The 19,613-nt window shown below is 72.7% G+C and carries 15 protein-coding genes; 4 read left to right on the forward strand and 11 right to left on the reverse strand.

Annotated features, from left to right (window positions below; translation table 11 throughout):
* Positions 1-67 precede the first annotated feature (67 nt).
* The 4 genes from pflB to nirB all read right to left on the reverse strand — a co-directional run bounded on the left by pflB (position 68) and on the right by nirB (position 8,284).
* Positions 68-2,338, reverse strand: a complete 2,271-nt coding sequence (gene pflB, locus ACIOD1_RS25665; protein ID WP_365621188.1) for a formate C-acetyltransferase — start codon at positions 2,336-2,338, stop codon at positions 68-70.
* A gap of 260 nt (positions 2,339-2,598) precedes the next feature.
* Positions 2,599-3,909 (reverse strand): anaerobic C4-dicarboxylate transporter family protein, encoded by a 1,311-nt coding sequence (locus ACIOD1_RS25670; protein WP_401904833.1) that lies wholly within the window; start codon positions 3,907-3,909, stop codon positions 2,599-2,601.
* 37 nt (positions 3,910-3,946) lie between these two features.
* Entirely contained in the window at positions 3,947-5,353 is a 1,407-nt protein-coding gene (locus ACIOD1_RS25675; protein ID WP_401904836.1) for a NarK family nitrate/nitrite MFS transporter, read from the reverse strand.
* A 147-nt stretch (positions 5,354-5,500) separates the two neighbouring features.
* A complete protein-coding gene (gene nirB, locus ACIOD1_RS25680) occupies positions 5,501-8,284 on the reverse strand; it encodes a nitrite reductase large subunit NirB (RefSeq protein WP_401904837.1) in 2,784 nt (927 codons plus the stop codon).
* A gap of 288 nt (positions 8,285-8,572) precedes the next feature.
* Here nirB and ACIOD1_RS25685 point away from each other — a divergent pair, with 288 nt between their 5' ends.
* From ACIOD1_RS25685 to ACIOD1_RS25695, 3 genes are all read left to right on the forward strand, one after another.
* Positions 8,573-9,307: a CbiX/SirB N-terminal domain-containing protein gene (locus ACIOD1_RS25685; protein WP_365621200.1), complete on the forward strand. Its 735-nt coding sequence runs from the start codon at positions 8,573-8,575 to the stop codon at positions 9,305-9,307.
* Between the two features lie 43 nt (positions 9,308-9,350).
* Positions 9,351-10,508: a low temperature requirement protein A gene (locus tag ACIOD1_RS25690; RefSeq protein WP_401904840.1), complete on the forward strand. Its 1,158-nt coding sequence runs from the start codon at positions 9,351-9,353 to the stop codon at positions 10,506-10,508.
* A gap of 126 nt (positions 10,509-10,634) precedes the next feature.
* Entirely contained in the window at positions 10,635-11,891 is a 1,257-nt protein-coding gene (locus ACIOD1_RS25695; protein WP_365621206.1) for a cytochrome P450, read from the forward strand.
* A gap of 83 nt (positions 11,892-11,974) precedes the next feature.
* Here ACIOD1_RS25695 and ACIOD1_RS25700 read toward each other — a convergent pair whose 3' ends face one another.
* Positions 11,975-12,469, reverse strand: a complete 495-nt coding sequence (locus tag ACIOD1_RS25700) for a DUF5949 family protein (protein WP_365621209.1) — start codon at positions 12,467-12,469, stop codon at positions 11,975-11,977.
* 57 nt (positions 12,470-12,526) lie between these two features.
* The gene (locus ACIOD1_RS25705; protein WP_365621212.1) at positions 12,527-13,135 is read right to left on the reverse strand and encodes a hypothetical protein; all 609 of its coding nucleotides are present in this window, start codon (positions 13,133-13,135) and stop codon (positions 12,527-12,529) included.
* Positions 13,136-13,422: 287 nt separating this feature from the next.
* Between ACIOD1_RS25705 and ACIOD1_RS25710 the strand changes: the two genes are divergently transcribed.
* Positions 13,423-13,869, forward strand: coding sequence for a DUF6299 family protein (locus tag ACIOD1_RS25710; RefSeq protein WP_365621215.1), 447 nt, complete (start codon positions 13,423-13,425; stop codon positions 13,867-13,869).
* Positions 13,870-13,960: 91 nt separating this feature from the next.
* On the opposite strand, the gene ACIOD1_RS25715 is transcribed toward ACIOD1_RS25710, so the two are convergent.
* The 5 genes from ACIOD1_RS25715 to ACIOD1_RS25735 form a co-directional block, all read right to left on the reverse strand.
* On the reverse strand, positions 13,961-14,128 hold the full coding sequence (locus tag ACIOD1_RS25715) for a hypothetical protein (protein ID WP_365621218.1): 168 nt from the start codon (positions 14,126-14,128) through the stop codon (positions 13,961-13,963).
* Between the two features lie 94 nt (positions 14,129-14,222).
* On the reverse strand, positions 14,223-16,226 hold the full coding sequence (locus ACIOD1_RS25720; RefSeq protein ID WP_365621303.1) for a SpoIIE family protein phosphatase: 2,004 nt from the start codon (positions 16,224-16,226) through the stop codon (positions 14,223-14,225).
* A 141-nt stretch (positions 16,227-16,367) separates the two neighbouring features.
* Positions 16,368-16,727, reverse strand: coding sequence for a hypothetical protein (locus tag ACIOD1_RS25725; protein ID WP_401904843.1), 360 nt, complete (start codon positions 16,725-16,727; stop codon positions 16,368-16,370).
* A gap of 38 nt (positions 16,728-16,765) precedes the next feature.
* A complete protein-coding gene (locus tag ACIOD1_RS25730) occupies positions 16,766-18,043 on the reverse strand; it encodes an NAD(P)-binding domain-containing protein (protein WP_365621306.1) in 1,278 nt (425 codons plus the stop codon).
* A gap of 31 nt (positions 18,044-18,074) precedes the next feature.
* Entirely contained in the window at positions 18,075-19,352 is a 1,278-nt protein-coding gene (locus tag ACIOD1_RS25735) for an ATP-grasp domain-containing protein (RefSeq protein WP_401904846.1), read from the reverse strand.
* Between the last annotated feature and the right edge of the window lie 261 nt (positions 19,353-19,613).

A 19,613-nucleotide genomic window follows, 5' to 3' on the forward strand; every position in this document is an offset into this window, starting at 1 on the left:
CGGTGGAGTCGCGCGGCCCCGGGGCCGGGGTGAGGACCCGGCCCCGGGCCGCGCGGGCCTGGTGGCTCTAGAGCGAGCCGTGGAAGGTGCGGTTCAGCACGTCGAGCTGCTGGGCCCGCGTGAGCCGGACGAAGTTCACCGCGTAGCCGCTGACGCGGATGGTCAGCTGCGGGTAGTTCTCGGGGTGCTCCATGGCGTCCATGAGCGTGTCGCGGTTGAGCACGTTCACGTTCATGTGGAAGCCGTCGCTGGCCATGTAGCCGTCGAGCACGCCGGCCAGGTTCTTGATCCGCTCCTCGGGGGTGCGGCCCAGGCCGTCGGGGGTGACGGTGTTGGTCAGCGAGATGCCGTCCTCGGCGTCCTCGTAGGGGAGCTTGGCGACCGACAGCGCCGAGGTGACGTAGCCGTGGGTGTCGCGGCCGTTCATCGGGTTGGCGCCCGGGGAGAAGGGCTCGCCGGCGCGGCGGCCGTCGGGGGTGTTGCCGGTCTTCTTGCCGTAGACCACGTTCGAGGTGATGGTCAGGACGGACTGGGTGTGCTCGGCGCCGCGGTACGTCTCGTGCTTGCGCACCTTCTTCATGAACTCCTCGACGAGCCAGACGGCGATGTCGTCGACGCGGTCGTCGTTGTTGCCGAAGGCCGGGTACTCGCCGTCGATGGCGTAGTCGGTGACGAGGCCGGTCTCGTCGCGCAGCGCGGTGACCTTGGCGTACTTGATGGCCGCGAGGGAGTCGGCGGCGACGGAGAGGCCGGCGATGCCGCAGGCCATGGTGCGCCGCACGTCGCGGTCGTGCAGGGCCATCTCGATGCGCTCGTAGGCGTACCTGTCGTGCATGTAGTGGATGACGTTCAGCGCGTGGACGTAGGTCTGCGCGAGCCATTCCATCTGCTCGTCGAACTTGGCCATGACCTGGTCGTAGTCCAGGACGTCGGAGGTGAGCGCCCCGGTCCGCGGGCCGACCTGGTCGCCGGACTTCTCGTCGCGGCCGCCGTTGATCGCGTAGAGGAGGGTCTTGGCGACGTTCACCCGGGCGCCGAAGTACTGCATCTGCTTGCCGACGGGCATCGCCGAGACGCAGCACGCGATGGCGGTGTCGTCGCCGAAGCGGGGGCGCATCAGCTCGTCGGACTCGTACTGCACCGAGGAGGTGTCGATCGAGACGCGGGCACAGAACTCCTTGAAGCCCTGCGGGAGCTGGGGCGACCAGAAGACCGTCATGTTCGGCTCGGGGGCCGGGCCGAGGTTGTAGAGGGTCTGGAGGTAGCGGAAGGAGGACTTGGTGACCAGCGGCCGGCCGTCCTCGCCCATGCCGGCGATGGACTCGGTGACCCAGGTGGGGTCGCCGGAGAACAGTTCGTCGTAGTCCGGGGTACGCAGGAAGCGGACGATGCGGAGCTTGATGATGAAGTCGTCGACCAGCTCCTGGGCCTGCTCCTCGGTGAGGAGACCGGCCTCGATGTCGCGCTGGAGGTAGACGTCGATGAAGGTGGAGGTGCGGCCGAGCGACATGGCCGCGCCGTTCTGCTCCTTCACGGCGGCGAGGTAGGCGAAGTACAGCCACTGGACGGCCTCGCGACCGGTCTTGGCCGGGCCGGAGATGTCGTGGCCGTAGGAGGCAGCCATCGCCTTGAGCTCGGCCAGGGCGCGCGTCTGCTCCGAGAGTTCCTCGCGCAGACGGATCGTCTCCTCCAGCGAGCGGTTGCCGGCGGGGAGGGCGTTCAGCTCCTCCTTCTCCTCCTTCTTGAAGGAGATGAGGCGGTCGACGCCGTAGAGGGCCACGCGGCGGTAGTCGCCGATGATCCGGCCACGGCCGTAGGCGTCCGGGAGGCCCGTGACGATGCCGGCCTTGCGGGCGGCGCGGATCTCGGGGGTGTAGGCGTCGAAGACACCGGCGTTGTGGGTCTTGCGGTACTCCGTGAAGACCTTCTCCAGGTCTTCGGAGACCGGGTAGCCGTAGGTCTCCAGGGCGCCGGCGACCATGCGCCAGCCGCCGTAGGGCATGATCGCGCGCTTGAGCGGGGCGTCCGTCTGGAGGCCGACGATCAGGTCCTTGTCGCGGTCGATGTAACCGGGGGCGTGGGAGGTGATCGTGGAGGGGATGTCGTGGGCGACGTCGTAGACGCCCTTCTCGCGCTCCTCCGGGAACTTGTCCGTGATCGCCTTCCACACGGCGGTGGTGCGCTCGGTGGGACCGGCGAGGAAGGAGTCGTCACCCTCGTACGGCGTGTAGTTCTGCTGGATGAAGTCGCGGACGTCGATGGCGTCGCGCCACAGTCCGCCCTTGAAGCCGTCCCAGGCTTCGCCGTTCTTCGTGGTTTCCGCAGGGGTGGCAGTCATGGCCGGCACCTTCCGAGTCGCCTCATTGCTTGTATCCATTGCACGCCTTTTGATCGATCATTTGTGGCCGCGTTGGTCCTGAGCTGGGGCCCGAAAGTCCCTCGGTCAACGCTCCCCCGACTCCCCCGGCACTGCTGACCTGGCATTTCATGTGGGTCAAAGGTCCTTCGTGCGCTTGTGAAAACTTTCACAAGAATTTGGAGGGAGGTGGCGGAAGGGTTGCGGGAGGGGCTTGAAGGGCGGGTCGGCAGGTGCGTAAGTCAGATGATCCGAACCAGAGCGAAGCCTGTGGATACCGCGACGCACGTCGTGACGAGGCCCGGCACCATGAAGGAGTGGTTGACGACGAAGCGGCCGACCCGGGTGGTGCCGGTCCGGTCGAAGTTGATCGCGGCGATGAAGGTTCCGTAGGTGGGCAGCAGGAAGTAGCCGTTCACCGCCGGCCACATGGCGATGAGGAAGGGGGCGGGTATGCCGAGCGCGAGCCCGAGGGGCATGAGGGCCTTGGTGGTGGTGGCCTGGCTGAAGAGGAGGGCGGAGAGGAGCAGCAGCATGACGGCGAAGAACCAGGGGTGGTCCTGCGCGACGCCGCCGAGGGCGCCGGTGATCCGGGCCTCGTTGGCCCCGATGAAGGAGAGCCCGAGCCAGGACAGCCCGAAGACACCGATGACGGCGACCAGTCCCGAGCGGGCGACGTCGGTGGCGGGGATCCGCTTGGCGTCGACCTTGCAGCACAGCAGGATCAGGGCGGCCACGGCCATCATGAGGATCTCGATGGTGGCGGGCATGGACAGCGGGCCCTTGCCGGAGTGGGGGCGCAGGGCCGGGAAGATACCGCTGACGACCACGGCCGCGGTCCCGCCGAGGAAGAGGTACGCGGACCAGCGGGCCCGCGGTCGCAGCGGTGGCCGCGCGGTGGCTTCGGCGGGGGCCACGGCCTCGATCTCGCCGGCGGCCAGTCGGCGCAGGTACTCCGCGTCCTGCCCGAGTTCCTTGCCGATCCGGGACTGGAGAGTGGCGGCGACGAGGACGCCGAGCAGGGTCGAGGGGATGGCCACGGCCATGATCCGGGGGAGGTTCCAGCCGTCGCCGTCGAACATCACGATCATGGCGGCCATGGCCGCGGAGACCGGTGAGGCGGTGATGCCGAAGGTCGCGGCGATGGAGGAGACGGCGATGGGCCGCTCGGGGCGGACCCCGCCCTCGCGGGCCACGTCGTGGATGACGGGCAGGAGGGGGTAGAAGACGTGGGCCGTGCCGGCCCCGAGGGTGAAGGCCCAGGAGACCAGGGGCGCGACGTAGACCACGCGGCGGGGGTTGCGGCGGATCGCCCGCTCGGCCAGGCCGACCAGGTGGTCGATGCCGCCGGCGGCCTCCATGGCGGAGGCGGCCATGATCACCGCGAGGATGATCAGCATCACGTCCACGATGCCGGAGGTGTCGGCGGGGGCCACCCCGAAGAAGGTGGCCAACACGAACACCCCGACGGCCCCCCACAGCCCCATGGCCACCCCGCCTTTGCGGGACCCCAGGGCGATGGCCGCCACCATGACGGCGAGTTGCAGGAACATGCCGAGCACGGCGTGGCCTTTCGGTACGGGACAGCCCTTAGCTGGGGGCCTCGGCGCCCTTGCGGGCATAGAACCACCAGGCGACGACGACGCAGCTGGCGTAGAAGGCCACGAAGCCCCACATGGCGCTGGTCACGGCGAAGTTGGCGAACATCGCCGGGATGAAGAAGAAGCCGTAGGCGGCGATGGCGGCGGTGAAGCCCGTCACCGCGCCCGACTCGATCTCCGCCTGCTTGAGCGCCTTCGCGTGCTCGGGCGTGCCCTCGGTCAGCCCCTTGAGGTGCTGACCCCGGAAGATCACCGGGATCTGCCGGAAGGTCGAGCCGTTGCCGATCCCGGAGAAGAAGAAAGCCGCCAGGAAGCAGAAGAAGAAGCCGTAGAAGGAGCCGGGGTCGGACCCGCCGGGAAGGAAGTTGATGACGCCGATGATCGAGATGCCCATGCCCACGAAGGACAGGATCGTCACGCGCGCTCCGCCGAGCTTGTCCGCGATCCAGCCGCCGCCCCAGCGGGCCAGCGCACCGAGGGCGGGGCCCATCCAGGCGTAGGTGGCGACCGAGTAGTCCGGGAAGGTGGTCTTGATGAGCAGCGGCAGTGCGGCGGCGAAGCCGATGAAGGAGCCGAAGGTGCCCACGTAGAGCCAGGTCATCAGCCAGTTGTGCTTGCGCTTGAAGATGATCTTCTGCTGGCTGAAGGGGGTGGAGGCGACCTTCAGGTCGTTCTGTCCGAACCAGGCGAGCGCCGCGAGCACGATCAGGACGGGGACCCAGACGAAGGCGGCGTTCTGGAGGTAGATCTCGCTGCCGTCGGCCTTCTTCTGGCCCGCGCCGATCGCCAGGACGGAGGAGGTGATCAGGATGGGGGTGAGCAGTTGGACCACGGAGACGCCCAGGTTGCCCAGGCCGCCGTTGATGCCGGTCGCGTTGCCCTTCTCCTGCTTCGGGTAGAAGAAGCCGATGTTGGCCAGGGACGAGGAGAAGTTCGCGCCGCCGATGCCACAGAGCGCTGCGATCGCGATCATCGTGCCGTAGGAGGTGTTCGGGTCCTGCACGGCGAAGCCGAGCCACAGCAGCGGCACGATCAGGACCACCGTCGACAGCGCGGTGAAGCGGCGCTGTCCGATCATCGGGCCGAGGAACGTGTAGAAGATGCGGGCGGTACCGCCGGTGATGCCCGGGACGGCCGTCAGCCAGAACAGCTGCGACTGGGAGAAGCCGAAGCCGACGTCCTTGAGGTTGGTGGCGGTGATGCTCCAGACCTGCCAGACCACGAAGGCCACCAAGAGCGCCGGAACGGCGATCCACAGGTTGCGGGTGGCCACCTTCTTGCCGGTGGCGCGCCAGAAGGACGGATCCTCCGGGGTCCACTCGGTGATGGTGCCCCCCGGCCGGTACTGCGCCGGATCGGCGAGCACCTTCGGCGCTTGCTGCGTGGCGGAACTCATGGCGTGGTCCTGAACGTTGAGAGGGGTCCTGACCTATCCAGACTCCGCCCTGCGACGGCCCCGGCATCAGGGGCGAACGTCGTGTGGGCGACAGGACAAGGTCCTGTCGCCCACACGACGTTGGTCGCCCCCCGGGGCGCGTGCGCCTCAGCGCACGTCGAGCACCGGGAGGGAGACCTCCGGGTCGTCCAGGCAGACACCGGTGCGCAGGTCGAAGACCTGCTTGTGCATCGGGGAGGCCACGACCGGCACTCCGTCACGGGAGCCCATGATGCCGTTGGCGATCACGTCGGCGCCCGAGAAGGGGTCGCGGTTGCCGACGGCGTACACGGTGCCCGCGCGGTCCTTGAAGACGGCCGCCTCGGTCCCGTCGGCCAGGACGACGGTCCGGCCGCGGCCGGGCTCCAGGGCGTCCCGGGCGTCGCCGGTCGCCCGCCCGCTCCCGAAGTCCACGGCGCCGAACCGCTCCAGCGCCGCCGGGTCCTCCAGGACGGCCTGCCATTCGTCCTGGTAGGCCGCCACGTGCCGCTCCATCTGCGCCTCCAGCTCCGCGCGGATCCCCAGCGAGTCCTCGATCAGCACCTCCTTGAGGTGCGCGATCCCGGCCGTGCTGCCGCCGAGGCGCTCCACCCAGGCCGCCGTGCGCTCCAGGCGTTCGGCGGTGCGGACGTAGTACATGAGGAAGCGGTCGACGAGCGCGAGGAGCTCCCCGGTGGTCAGGTCGGAGGCGAGCAGGTCGGCGTGGCGGGGGGTCGCCCCGCCGTTGCCGCCGACGTACAGGTTCCACCCGTTGGCGGTGGCGATGACGCCGATGTCCTTGCCTCGGGCCTCCGCGCACTCGCGCAGGCAGCCGGAGACCCCGCCCTTGAACTTGTGGGGGGTGCGCAGGCCGCGGTAGCGCAGCTCCAGGTCGATGGCGAGCTGGATGGAGTCGCCCTGGCCGAAGCGGCAAAAGCGCGCCCCGACGCAGGACTTCACCGCGCGCAGGGACTTCCCGTAGGCCTGGCCGGACTCGAAGCCGGCTCCGCCCAGGCGTCGCCAGATGTCCGGGAGCTGTTCCCTGCGGGCGCCGAAGAGGCCGATCCGCTGCGCGCCGGTGATCTTCGTGTAGAGGCCGTAGTCGCGGGCCACCTCGCCGAGGGCGATGACCTGGTCGGCGGTGATCTCCCCGCCGGCGACGCGCGGGACGACGGAGTAGCTGCCGTCCTTCTGGAGGTTGGCGAGGAAGAGGTCGTTGGAGTCCTGGAGGCCGGCCTGCTCGCCGTCCAGGATGTGCCCGAGGCCCAGGTCGGGGGCGAGGGTGCCCAGGACGTTGGCGACGACCGGCTTGCAGACGGCGCAGCCCTCGCCGCCCTCTCCATAGGTCTCCAGCAGCTCGCCGAAGCCCCGGATGCGCTCGGTGCGGACCTTCTCGTAGATCTCGGCCCGGGTCAGGGTGAAGTGCTCGCACAGCCCGCGCGGCCTCTCGATGCCCGCGGCCGCCAACTCGACGTCCAAGACGGCTTGGAGGGTGCCGACGCAGCCGCCGCAGCCGGTGCCCGCCTTGGTGCACTTCTTGATCCCGCCGATGTCGGTGAGGGATTCGGCGCCCACCGCTTCGCGGACCTGTCCCTTGGTGACGTTGTGGCAGGAGCACACCACCGCGTCGTCGGGCAGGGAGTCGGCGCCGGGCAGCGCCGGCCCGTCGGACAGGGGCAGGATGAAGGCCTCGGCCGGGGCCGGCAGTTGACGTCCGGCGTGCGGTTTGAGGGAGCCGTAGGCCTCGGCGTCGCCGACGAGGATCCCGCCGAGCAGGGCCCCGTCCGGGCCGAGCAGCAGCTTCTTGTAGACGCCCTCGCGGGCGTCGGAGAAGACCACGGACACGGCCCCGTCGCGGCCCTCGGGGGCGAAGGGGTCGCCGAAGGAGGCCACGTCGGCGCCCATCAGCTTGAGCTTGGTGGAGGTGTCGGCCCCGGTGAAGGTCAGTCCGCCCTCGCCCGCCAGGGCCTCGGCGACGGTCTCGGCCATCTGGTAGCCGGGCGCGACCAGCCCGTACACCTTGCCGTCGACGGTCTGCGCGCACTCGCCGACCGCGTAGACGTACGGGTCGCTGGTGCGGCAGTGCGCGTCGACGACCACGCCGCCCCGGTCGCCCACGGCCAGGCCGCACTCGCGGGCGAGCCGGTCGCGGGGCCGCACGCCGGCGGAGAAGACCACGACGTCGGCGCTGATCTCCTCGCCGTTGGTCAGCCGCAGCGCCTGCGCCCGCCCGTCGGAGTGGACCTGGACGCCCACGGCGCCGACGCCGGTGTGCACGGCCACGCCCATGGACTCGATGGTGGAGCGCAGCGCGGCGGCTCCCCCGTCGTCCACCTGGAGCGGCATCAGCCGGGGGGCGAACTCCACGACGTGCGTGGTCAGGCCGAGGGTGCGCAGCGCGCCGGCGGCCTCCAGCCCGAGCAGCCCGCCGCCGATGACGACGCCGTTCCTCACCCGGGCGGCGGCCGCGTAGGAGGTCAGTGCCCGGACGTCGTCGAGGGTGCGGTAGGTGAAGCAGCCCTCGGCGTCGGCGCCCTCGATGGGCGGTACGAAGGGGTGGGAGCCGGTGGCCAGCACGAGCGCGTCGTAGTCGAGGACGGCGCCGGAGCGGCTGGTGACGGTGCGGGCGGTGGTGTCGATGGCGACGGCCGGGTCCCCGAGGCGCAGGTCGATGCCGTGCCGCTCGACGAAACCGGGTTCACCCAGCGTCAGCTCCTCCCCGGTGGCGCCGGTGAAGGCGGCGGACAGGTGGACGCGGTCGTAGGCGGGCCGGTCCTCCTCGGCCAGGACGACGGCCTGCCAGCCGGTCCCGCCCGGCCGGGCGGGACCGGCGAGCGCGTCGCGCTCGGCGAGCGCTTCCAGCAGGCGGTGTCCCACCATGCCGTGGCCGATGACAACCAGCGTCTGCGCCATGGTTCTCACTCCGTGTCCGTGGATGTGCGGGGTCGCGCCGGCAAGCGCGGGGGTGTTCGCGGGGATGTTCGGAGATGCGCGGGCGCATCGCCGACCCTCTTGACGGTAGGTGCGTCCCGCGGCCCCGGGGGGCCGAAAAGGGCCCGCCCGCGGGGGCCGCCGGGCCCCTTCCGCACAGGACCTGTGGCCTGCGACGGAGGCCCTTGGGCCGGCTCGGGGCCGCCCCGCGCCGCCCTAGCGTGGAAGGGACGCGAACCAGGATCGCGCACCACGAACGGGAGGCACCGGATGCTCGTCCTCGCCGTGCACGGCAGCGCCGCACCTGCCGCCGCCGCCACCGTCCGCCGGCTCACCGCCGCCATCGAGGCCCTGAGCGGGATCCGCGCGGTCGTCGGCCACCTCGACGTCCAGCGCCCCTGCCTCGCCGAGGTCGTCCGGGAGCACCCCCACGCCGTGGTGGTCCCGCTGCTGCTCGGCGACGGCTACCACCGGCGCGTGGACGTCCCGGCCGTCCTGGAGGGCACGGACTGCGTCCTGACCGAGGGCCTCAGCGGGGAGCGGGAGATCACCCTGGCCCTGTACGAGCGCCTCCGCGAGGCCGAGCGCCGCCGCGGTGCCTGGCTCCGCGCGGACGCGGTGGTCGTGGCGGGCGCCGGCTCCTCGCGCCCCGGCGGCAACGCCGGCACGGCGCACTGCGCGGAGCGCCTGGCCGCCCTGCTGGAGTACGACCGCGCGCCCGGCCCGGCCGTCCCCGTGGTCCCCGCCCACCTGACCTCCGCCGGCCCCACCGTCCCCGAGGCCGTCTCCGCGCTGCGCGCGGCGGGGCACGAGCGGATCGCGGTGGCGGCGCACCTGTTGGCCCCGGGCCGCTTCACGCGCGCCCTGGCCGCGTCGGACGCCTGGACGGTGTCCGACCCGCTGGCCGACCACCCCAGGGTCGCCCGCCTGGTGTTGGCCCGCTACGAGGCCCACGAGTCCGGGCGGGGCACCCGGAGGTCGCGGGCCGCGCGCCTCGCCGCGTAGCCGTCGGGGCCCTGATCTCCTGGGCGGTATGACATACGTACCCATGACCGCACGCAGCCGGGACGAGAGCCACCGGGCTTCGACCCCGCTGGAGCTGTTCTTCGACCTCTGCTTCGTCGTCGCCATCGCCCAGGCGGGCCAGCGCCTGGTGCACGCGCTGGCCGAAGGACATCCCGGGACGGGGGTGCTCGGCTACTTCTTCGTGTTCTTCGGCGTGTGGTGGGCGTGGATGAACTTCACCTGGTTCGCCTCCGCCTACGACTGCGACGACGTCCCGTACCGCATCGCCACGCTCGTCCAGATCGCCGGCGTCCTCGTCTACGCGGCGGGCGTCAGCCGCGCCTTCGACCAGAACGACTGGACCGTGGCCGTCATCGGCTACCTGATCATGCGCGTGGCGCTCACCGCCCAGTGGTTGCGCGCCGCCGCCGGGGAGAGCGGTCCGGCTCGCACGGCGGCCCTGCAGTACGCGGTGGGGCTGATGCTCTGCCAGGCCGGCTGGGTGGGGCTGCTGTTCGCCCCGGCGAACTCCAAGCGCTGGCTCTTCTTCCTGATGGTGGTGCTGGAACTGCTGGTCCCCGTGATCGCCGAGCGCCATCACCAGACCCCCTGGCACGCCCACCACATCGTGGAGCGGTACGGCCTGTTCACCATCATCGTGCTCGGTGAGACCATCGCCGCGAGCACCGTGGCCGTGAAGTCGGCCCTCGACGAGCACGAGGCCCTGGGCGAACTGCTGCCCATCGCGGCGGGCGGGCTGCTGATCGTCTTCGCCGCCTGGTGGATCTACTTCGCGGTGCCGATGCACCAGCGGCTGCACACCAACCGCGACGCGATCCCGTGGGGCTACGGCCACCTGCTGGTCTTCGCCGCGGGCGCGGCGATCGGCGCGGGCATCGAGGTCGCGGTCGAGCACGCCGTCGGCAAGGCGCACATCTCCCAGATCGCCGCGAACGCCGCCGTCACCGTCCCCAGCGCCCTGTTCCTGATGATGGTGTGGCTCCTGCACTCCCGCCACTTCAAGCGCGGCGCCGCCCAGCAACTGGTGCTCCCGGTCTCCGCCCTCGCGGTGCTCTGCTGCACCTGGACGGGCGCGTACGCCGTCTTCTACGCGGGCCTCGTGGCGGCGGTCACCGTGGCCGTCGGCCTGACCCTGGCGGTACGGGGAGGCGGGCACGAGGCGCACTACGCCACCGCCTGAGGCACGCCCGACCCGAGGCCGTCACCCCGCGCCGCCCCCGGCGTTCTCCAGCGCAGGACAGCGCGCCCGCGGCGGTCGGACCGCGCGCGGGGCGACACGTACGACGGGCTCAGGAAGAGGCAGGCCATGACACTCCCCCCACCACGGCACGGCGGGGCCACCGGCAGGGAACTGGCCGAGCCGGGTTTCTGGCAGCTCCCCCCGGAGCGCCGGCTGGCGGCGTTCGCCCGCCTGCGCGCCCTCGACGGACCGGCGTTCGTCCCCGAGGGCGGCGGCGGAGCCGGCCACTGGGCCCTCGTACGGCACGCGGAGGTACAGGAGGCAAGCCGGCTGCCGAAGGTGTTCGCGAGCGCCCCCGGGGTCACCACGCCCGAGCCGCCCCGCTGGGTGCGCGCCCTGTTCGGGGACTCCATGGTCAACCTGGACGGCCCGGACCACGCGCGGCTGCGGAAGGTCGTGCAGCGGGCCTTCACCCCCCGCCTCCTGGCGGCGGCCGAGGAGGACATCCACGCGGTGGCGGCCCGGATCGTGGACGACGTACTGGCCGAAGGGCCCGAGGAGTTCGTCTCCGCGGTGGCCTCCCGGCTGCCCCTGGAGGTCATCTGCAACATGATGGGCATCCCCGAGCACTACCGGGCGGAGATCTCCGACCGGGTCAACCACGCCTCCGAGAACATCGGCGTGGAGCGGGACCTCGCGGCGCGCCTGCGGATGCCCGGTCGGGGACTGCGGGCGCTGGCCCGGATGCAGCGGATGGTCGCGGGCATCGGCCGGGAGCGGCGCAAGCACCCCACCGACGACCTGATCTCGGCACTGGTCTGCGCGAACGTGGACGGTCAGGCACTCGGCGCCCGTCAACTCGGGGCCTTCTTCAGCCTTCTGATGGTGGCCGGGGTGGAGACCACCCGCAACGCCATCACCCACGGGCTGGCCCTGCTGACCGACTTCCCGGACCAACGGGAGCTGTTGCTGTCGGACTTCGAGAAGTACGCGGACGGCGCGGTGGACGAGATGATCCGCCACTCCACACCCATCATCCAGTTCCGCCGCACGGTCGCGGCCGAACACCGCCTGGGCGGGCACCTGTTCCGGCCCGGCGACAAGGTGGTGCTGTACTACGCCTCCGCCAACCGGGACGAGGCGGTCTTCCCCGACCCGGACCGCTTCGACATCACCCGCTCCCCCAACCCCCACCTGGGCTTCGGCGGCGGGGGACCGCACTTCTGCCTGGGCGCGCACCTGGCCAGGGTCGAGATGAGGGCCCTGTTCCGGGAGTTGCTCACCCGGCCGGTGGGGTTGCGGGCGGTGGGGCTGCCCGATCTGGCGGGATCGAACTTCGACAACCGGGTCCGATCCCTCCGGTTCGCCTTCGAACGCCCCTGACGAGGGGGAGCGACCACAGATGGGCGGGGGGGGTGACCGGCCGCCGGGCGGGCTGGGGGCCCGGCGGCCGGAGAACGCCCCCGTCAGCGCTGGAGGGTCTGCACCGTCAGCACGCAGTGGGCGCTGCCGGTCAGCACGGCCTCGTCGCCGGCGAAGGCCTGGAGGACCTCGGGGGCGACGGGCTTGCCGGGGACCGCCTCGGGCCAGGCCCGGGTGGCGAAGAGGAAGTACGCCCGGCCGCTCTCCTGGGCCGCCTCGACCCACTCGTCGGGGGCGGTGCAGGTGGCGTTCAGGCCGGGCAGGGTCAACGCGACCTGGTTGCCGGCGAGGACGATCTGCACGGCGAAGGTGCGCGGGCTGCGGGTGCCGTCCATGACCATGTCGCCGATCGGCAGGCCGATCTCCTCCAGCAGCCCGCGGGCCGCCGCCTCGCCCGCCGCGCGGCCCTGGGGGCCGTCGCCCAGGGTGTAGGCGAGGAGGTAGGGGATGTCGTGGCCCTCGGAGGGGTCGCCGATCCAGGCGAGCACCGAAAGGGTGCCGAGCTGAGTACGGTCGATTTCGGCTTGCGTTGAAGTCATGGGCGGCACCTTAGTGCTCCACCGCCCGGCCCTTTCACGGCCTTTCACCCGGGCGGGCTAGACCGTCCAGTATCCACCTCCGGAATTCGCCTGCATGTTCGTGTCCTGGTACTGGAGCCGCACAATGCGGAGCTTTTCCGGGATTTCGAACACGACCCATCCTTCGGCCCGCTCACCGACCGCGAGGGAATCGAAGACGAGCGGTTTGCCGGTGGTCAGCTCGCCCGTGCGCACCGCCGGGTGCCGCTTGCCCGCGCTGTCGTACGCCCACATGCGCCCGAGCGCCCCGTACGAGGCTCCCCCGACGTTGACGAACGACATCGAGGCGGCCACCCAGCGCTTGCCCGAGGGCGGCGCGTAGTTCGGCTCGACGCTGACCGCCGGGTCCACGTACGCGGCCAGCACCGCTTGGAGGTGGCGGCCGACCTCGCGCCCCCGCACCCGTACGGAGTCACCCACACGGGCGTCCTTCGCGGCCCGGGCCGCCCCCGGGCCCTCGGGCGTGGCGGGGTCCTCCTCGGCCCCGGGCGCCCCGTCGTCGATCGGGACGGCGGGCGCGGCGGCGGGGGCGAGCGCGGCCCCCTCGGAGGCGCTCTGGCAGCCGGTGGCGCCGAGCAGCAGGAAGGGCAGGAGGGCGGCGGCGAGTACGGAAACGGGCTGACGCATGCGGGAACCCCTTCGGGGAACTGCGAGCAGGAAGGCCGGGCGGCGGAAAAGCGGGGCGACGGGGCGACGGGGATTCGAAACGGCGGAACACGGGGCCGCGACGGAGGCGGAACACCGGGGCGGGACGAAAAGGCCGGGAGGCATTTCGGCCAGTCTCACGCGCCCGAGCGGAGAATTGCACACACCGACACGAGCGGCCCGGAGCCGGGGTGCGAGATGTTGCCCGCCATCTGCCAGCACAATGCGTTCCGGCGGAATGCCGCCCCCCGCACCCATCTGGAGGAAGAATGCGTACGCCCGCCCGCCGAATGGCCCTCTCGGCCTTCTCCGCCCTTGCCGCGACCGCCCTGTTCGCCGCCCCCGCCGCCGCGACCGTCTACCAGCAGGCGATCTCCGTCCACCCGGCGGTCGACATCGCCCGGGACGGAACGATCACTCTTTCCGGCACCTACCGGTGCGAGCCCGCGTCACCCGTGGGGGCGGTTCAGATCAGGGCGACCGTCATCCAGGACCGGATCCGCCTCGGTCTCGGCGCGGGCGACGCGGTCTGCGACGGCCGCGACCACGAGTGGGCGGCCCACGGCACCCTGCGCCTGACCCCGGGGATCCACGAGGGCGGGGCGCGCGTGCAGGCCGAGCTGCAGGAGATCCACTACGGCGGCGGGCTGCTGCCCCGCGCGGTGGACCAGGTCGCCTTCGACGAGCGGGACGTCCAGGTGAGCGACCACCGCTGACACCGTCCGGTCGCCGTGCGCCCGTCGGTCGGTAGCCGCCGCTACCGGCACGCGGGCCTCAGCGCGGGCGGGCCTCAACGGCGGGCGGGCCTCAACGGCAGGCGGGTGCCTCGCCCGTCATGGACATGAACGCGATGGTCTGGCACCGGGGGGCCGCGTGCGGGCGCCCCGTCGTCCAGTCCACGACCGTCGGCACCCCGGCCACCAGCAGCAGGGCCGCCAGCAGGCCCGTGACCGCGCCCCGGTTCAGACGGCGCACGGCACGCTCCCCGCGACGAGAAGAACAAGCTTCGGTTCCATGGCCGCATCATCACCCCGCGCCGGGCGCCCCACAACTCGGAGTGACCGACCGGTCACCCGTCGCCGCGCGGGGTGCTCGCGACGTCGAACTCGCACCAGACGGCCTTCCCGTCGCCCCGGGACTCCACCCCCCAGTGCGTGGCCAGGGCGTCCACCAACAGCAGTCCGCGCCCGGTGGTGGCCGCCTCGCCCGGGGTGCGCCGGCGCGGCCACACGCTGGAGCGGTCCTTGACCCACAGCCGGATCCGCCGGACGGGTTCCGGCAGCACCTCCATGGTCAGCACCGCCCCGCCGTCGGTGTGCAGCAGGGCGTTGACCAGCAGCTCCCCCGCCGCCAGCTCGATGTCGTCGGCCAGCTCGGACATGCCCCAGTCCCGCAGGGCCAGCCGCAGGGCGTAGCGGGCCTCGGAGAGCCCCTCCGGGTCGGCCTGGTGGACGTACTGGTGGATGCGCGGGGCCCGGTGGGTCCCCGGGTCCGGGGCCCGGCGCAGGACCAGGAGGGCCACGTCGTCCCCGGAGCCCCAGCGCTCCCACAGCCGGTCCGAGAGGTGGTCTGCCAGCGCCCCGGCCTCCTCGGGGCCGCTGCGGACGGCGTGGGCGAGGGCCTCCATGCCCTGGGAGATGTCGGTTCCGGGCTCCTCCACGAGGCCGTCCGTGCACAGCACGAGGGTCTCGCCGGGCACCAGGTCCAGGCGGGTCTCGGGGAACTCCTCGCGCTCGAAGAGGGTGGCCAGGCCGAGCGGCAGTCCGCCGCGCACGTTGGGCCAGCCCGTACGCCCGTCCGTGTGCCGGATCAGCGGCCCGAGGTGGCCCGCGCGGACCGCCCGTACGCTGCCGGTCTCCAGGTCCACCTGTGCGTACATGCAGGTGGCGAACCGTTCGGTGTCCAGCTCGGCGAGGAAGCGCGAGGCCCGCGCCAGGACGGTGGACGGGGGGTGCCCCTCGCCCGCGTAGGCCCTCAGCGCGATGCGGAGCTGGCCCATGATGGCGGCCGCGTGCGTGTCGTGGCCCTGTACGTCGCCCACTACGATCCCGACCCGGTCGCGGGGCAGCGCGATCACGTCGTACCAGTCCCCGCCGACCTCCCGCCCGCTCCAGGCGGAGTGGTAGCGCACGGCGATCTCCCCGCCGGTGATCTCGGGGATCCGGCGCGGCAGCATCGCGGCCTGGAGGCCGGTGGCGAACTCGCGCTCCTGGTCGAAGAGGAGCGCCCGTTGGAGGGACTGGGCGACGATGCCGGCGAGGCCCAGGCAGAGGTTGCGCTCCTCGGGGCTGAAGTCGGTGCGCCGCCGGTAGAAGAGCACGAGCCCGCCGATGGCCTTGGCCTGGGCGATCAGCGGGAGGTAGGCGGCCGCGTCGTACTGGATCCGGTTCAGGTAGTCGGCGAGCGCCGGGAACTCCTGCGCCAGCTCGGCCAGGGAGGTGACGAAACGTGCCTTCCTGGTGATCACCGCCTGCGACAGCGGCAGCGATCCGTCCATGCGGGTGAACTGGCGCTCGCTGAGGATCTCCAGGGACTCCCCGCTCAGCGCGATGATCTTGATGGCGTCGTTCTCGACCAGTCCCAGCGCCAGCCCCTCCGCGCCGAGCCGCTCCAGCGCCCCCACGCCGGTCAGGGCGGCCGTCACGTCGTCGACCGTCACCGCCCGCGAGAGGGCGTCCGTGGTGCGCTGCACGATGGCCGCCTGCTGGGTGCGCGCCGTCTCCAGCTTCCGCAGCACGGTGGCGTGCGCCAGCTCCGCCGTGGCGTCCCGCACGATCCCGACGATCCGCAGGGGCTGCCCGTCGGAATCCCGCAGCACCCGGCCCTGGGTGTGCGTCCACTGGTCGCGCCCGTCGCGCCGGCGCACCGTGAAGTAGGACCCGTACGTGTCGCCGCCGTCGTCCAGCACCCCGATCACGGAGTCCGCCAGCCGCGCCGAGTCCTCGGGCGGGATCCGCACCCCGAGGCCCTCGGGGGTCCGGTCGAACTCCGCCGGGTCCAGGTCGAAGACCGTCATCCCGGCCTCGTCCAGGTCCAGGGTGCCCGCGTCGAGGTCCCATTCGAAGCTGCCCATGCCGTTGAGCGCCAGCCGCTCGCCCGGACCGGTCACCCTCGCGGTTCCGCCCGCGCCGCCCGACGGGTCAGGCCGGCCGGACCCGTCCGCCCCGCTGTGCGGGGGCCTGTCGTGCTCCGCCGCTGCCACGCGTCACACCACCTAACGGCCGGGCCAGCACGGCTGGGAGATGAGCCGTTCCCACTCCTCGTCAGGATGCCCCGGAAGGGTCCGCCCGGCCTCCCGCCAGCGCTTGACGAGGGCCAGGTAGATGGCGGCCGGATCGCCCGCGCCGAAGGAGCCGTACGAGCCGGGAGCCCCGTACTGCGGGGACCCGTACTGCGGGGACCCGTACGACGCGGAGCCGTATTGCGGCGACCCGTACGGCGCGGAGCCGTAGGGCGCCGCCCGGGACGGGCCGCCCGGCCCGGCGGGCCCGGCGGGCCGCGCCGGGGACTGCTCCGCGCGGCTGGCCGGAATGCGCACCCAGCCACGACCGCCCTGTGCTCGCTCCGCGCCCATCGCGGACCCCTCTCACCGGTGGAGTTCAGCGTAGAAGTTCAGCGTCCATACGTGTCGGGATGCCCGGCGGCGGCCCCGATCGAACGGGGACCGCCGGAGGAACCCGCCGGCGGGCGGCGGGAACCGAGGTGTCCGAGGACCCCCTTGACCAGTCTCCCCGCCGTGAAGCCCGCACCGTGTACGAATCGCATGGAAGGGCCGAACGAGGGAGCGGTCAGCAGCCCCGCGAAGAAGAGTCCGGGCCAGGAGGACTCGAAGCGGGCGCTCAGCTCGGGGCTCCCGCCGCCGCCCACGGTGGCCAGCGCCGCCCGCATCCCCGCGTCCAGCAGCGGCAGGCGCCGCAGGTCGGGGGCGAAGCCGGTCGCCGCGATCACGTGCGAGGTGTCCAGTACGACGGCCCCTCCGCCCGGCGCGGTCAGCGCGAGCCGGGTCCGCCCGCCCACCGCGACCGCCCGGTGCAACCGGTGCCCCAGCAGCACCGGCACGCGCCGCTCGAAGCGCTCCCGCAGCCACCAGGCCCCGGCCGGCCCCAGCGCGGTGGCGGCGATCCGCTCCCGGGTCGACGCGGGCAGCCGGCGCACCGCCCACGGCAGCTCCGACCAGGCCCAGCTGCGCCATCCGGTGCCCAGGCCGCTGTGCGGGTCGCGCAGGGCCCGCAGCGGCGGTCGCGCCAGGGGCTGCGGGACGGAGTTCCAGTTCAGCGTGGTGCGCCGGGCCACCAGGGAGGGCCGGGCCCCCAGCTCGGCGAGCAGCGCGGCGGTCTCCAGGGCGGCCTGCCCGGCCCCCAGGACGGCCACCTCCCGCCCGGCGAACGAGCTCAGCTCCCGGTGGCCGCTGCTGTGCGACCAGTGCCCCTCGGGCAGCTCCCGCAGGGGCTCGGGCACGTGCGTGAAGGGCATCACCCCGACCGCGAGGGCCACCGTACGGGCCAGCACCGGCGGTCCCTCGGCGGTGCCGACGCGGAAGCCCCCGCCCTCGGGGACCACCTCGGTGACCGTGGCCTGTTCCACCTCCGGCATCCCGGCGTGCCGGGCGAACCAGAGGCCGTACGCGCTGAAGGTGCCGATCGGCAGCGGGCTGCCGTGCTCGGCGCTCTCGCCCCGGCTCGCGCAGAAGTCGGCCAGCGTGTGCCGCCCGCCGGGCGCGGAGAGGTTGGAGGACCAGGGCTCCGACTTGAGGTACATGCCCTCGGGCATGTGGTCCCGCCAGGAGGCCATGGGCCGCCCCAGCACCCGCACCCCGAGCCCGGCCGCGGCCGCGTGCGCGGCGATCGACAGCCCGTACGGGCCTGCGCCGACCACCACCAGGTCCTCCATCCGCCTCACGGGCGCACCTCCAGCTCGATCGTCACCGGGTCACCAGCTCGTCCGGCTCGGCCGAAGCCTCCGGCGGGGCCTGCGGGGCCGGGGACGCCGGCCGTTCGCTGCCCCGCTGACGGGGCGCCCGCACCGCGCGGGCGGTGCGCCGCCCCTGCTGCGGCACCCCGCGCAGGGCACGGGCCCCCTTGTCCAGTCCCCGCCCCAGGAAGGCCCGGAGCATCGCCACGAAGGGGCCGAGGTCGTCGGCGGCGAACCAGGCCGCCTCCGTCCGCCCCCGCTCCCCCCGCGCCGCCCGCCGTACGGGGGCCGCGGCCGCGACCCTGCCGGACGCGGGCGCGGGGGCCGGGACCGGGGCGAGCGTCGGGGGCCGGCGCCGGGGCAGCGAGCGTCCCCGTACGGCGGCCAGCAGCGCGTAGTTCTCCGCGACGAACACCCGGCCCGGACCGCCCGAGGGCTCCGGGACCCGTTGCCCCGTCAGGTCCAGGTACATCGCCTGGACCACGTCGAGCCCCGAGTCGTCGGTGAAGAGCCTGAACTGCGCTCCGGGGCGCGGGTTGAAGTCCACCAGGCGGAAGGTGCCCCGTTCGTCCCGGCGGAAGTCCAGGTCCAGGATCCCCTGATAGCCCAGGCGTTCGGCGAGCCGCAGCCCGGCCTCCTCCACCGCCGGGTCGGGCAGCCAGCGCCCGACGGCCGTGAGCCCCGTCCGCACCGGCCAGGACAGCTCCTTGCGGCCCGAACCGGCGAGCAGCGGGTGCCCGCCCCGGGTGAAGGCCCCGTGGAAGAACCAGTCGGTGTCCGGCCCGGCGGGCAGGAACCGCTGGAGCAGCAGCCGGCTCCCGGCCTCGTCCGTGCGCTCGTACAGCCGCCGCGCCTCGGCGGCGGTGTGCACCAGGGTGGTGCTGCGCAGTCCGGTTCCGGCGGGCAGCAGCCAGGGCCGGCTCCACTTCGCCACCACCGGCAGCCCCAGCCGCCAGGCGGCCTCGGCCGCCTCGGCCCCGCCCGCCGGGATCACGGTCTCCGGGTGCGGGACGTCCCAGCGGGCGCACAGCCGTGCGAGCTCCGCCTTGTCGGCCACCCGGGCGGGCAGGTTGTCGGGCTGATGGGGGATCCGGAAACGGTCCGTCAGCTTCGGGCCGATGCGGGAGACGGCGATGGCGCTGAGGTCGTCCATGGCGACGAGCACGGCCGGCCGGCCGATCCGCTCCGCCACCGCGGTCAGACACTCCAGCAAGGCCTCCGGCGCCTCGGGGTCGATGCCGCCCTCCGGCCCCGGGTGCGTGGCGCGCAGGTACCGCGAACGTCCCATGGGGCCTCCCCCGGCCTCGACGACGGCATGGACCTCCACGCCCTTGCGCCCAAGGGACCTGACGGCGCCGAGGGTTCCGTGGTGGAACGGATTGCGATCGAGTCGGAGCAGAACGGCGGGCACATGGTTGGCGAACGCGTGCATGGAAACGGTGTCTTTCACCTAGTCGGACCAAGCGGGATGGATGCGCACCTGCGAATGGCCTACGCAGCGGCCATCGGACAGGCCATTCGTCAGATGTGATGCCTAACGTCTTTGGTA

The organism is Streptomyces sp. NPDC088097 (assembly GCF_044741845.1).
In the GTDB taxonomy this organism is placed as follows: domain Bacteria; phylum Actinomycetota; class Actinomycetes; order Streptomycetales; family Streptomycetaceae; genus Streptomyces.

What these genes read in the sequence shown, in the direction of transcription:
- ACIOD1_RS25725 (WP_401904843.1), bottom strand. Translation starts at nt 16,727, where the DNA reads ATGGGCGCGGAGCGAGCACAGGGCGGTCGTGGCTGGGTGCGCATTCCG.
- ACIOD1_RS25735 (WP_401904846.1), bottom strand. Translation starts at nt 19,352, where the DNA reads ATGGGACGTTCGCGGTACCTGCGCGCCACGCACCCGGGGCCGGAGGGC.
- nirB (WP_401904837.1), bottom strand. Translation starts at nt 8,284, where the DNA reads ATGGCGCAGACGCTGGTTGTCATCGGCCACGGCATGGTGGGACACCGC.
- ACIOD1_RS25670 (WP_401904833.1), bottom strand. Translation starts at nt 3,909, where the DNA reads ATGTTCCTGCAACTCGCCGTCATGGTGGCGGCCATCGCCCTGGGGTCC.
- ACIOD1_RS25700 (WP_365621209.1), bottom strand. Translation starts at nt 12,469, where the DNA reads ATGACTTCAACGCAAGCCGAAATCGACCGTACTCAGCTCGGCACCCTT.
- ACIOD1_RS25730 (WP_365621306.1), bottom strand. Translation starts at nt 18,043, where the DNA reads ATGGAGGACCTGGTGGTGGTCGGCGCAGGCCCGTACGGGCTGTCGATC.
- ACIOD1_RS25685 (WP_365621200.1), top strand. Translation starts at nt 8,573, where the DNA reads ATGCTCGTCCTCGCCGTGCACGGCAGCGCCGCACCTGCCGCCGCCGCC.
- pflB (WP_365621188.1), bottom strand. Translation starts at nt 2,338, where the DNA reads ATGACTGCCACCCCTGCGGAAACCACGAAGAACGGCGAAGCCTGGGAC.
- ACIOD1_RS25695 (WP_365621206.1), top strand. Translation starts at nt 10,635, where the DNA reads ATGACACTCCCCCCACCACGGCACGGCGGGGCCACCGGCAGGGAACTG.
- ACIOD1_RS25690 (WP_401904840.1), top strand. Translation starts at nt 9,351, where the DNA reads ATGACCGCACGCAGCCGGGACGAGAGCCACCGGGCTTCGACCCCGCTG.
- ACIOD1_RS25720 (WP_365621303.1), bottom strand. Translation starts at nt 16,226, where the DNA reads ATGGGCAGCTTCGAATGGGACCTCGACGCGGGCACCCTGGACCTGGAC.
- ACIOD1_RS25675 (WP_401904836.1), bottom strand. Translation starts at nt 5,353, where the DNA reads ATGAGTTCCGCCACGCAGCAAGCGCCGAAGGTGCTCGCCGATCCGGCG.
- ACIOD1_RS25710 (WP_365621215.1), top strand. Translation starts at nt 13,423, where the DNA reads ATGCGTACGCCCGCCCGCCGAATGGCCCTCTCGGCCTTCTCCGCCCTT.
- ACIOD1_RS25705 (WP_365621212.1), bottom strand. Translation starts at nt 13,135, where the DNA reads ATGCGTCAGCCCGTTTCCGTACTCGCCGCCGCCCTCCTGCCCTTCCTG.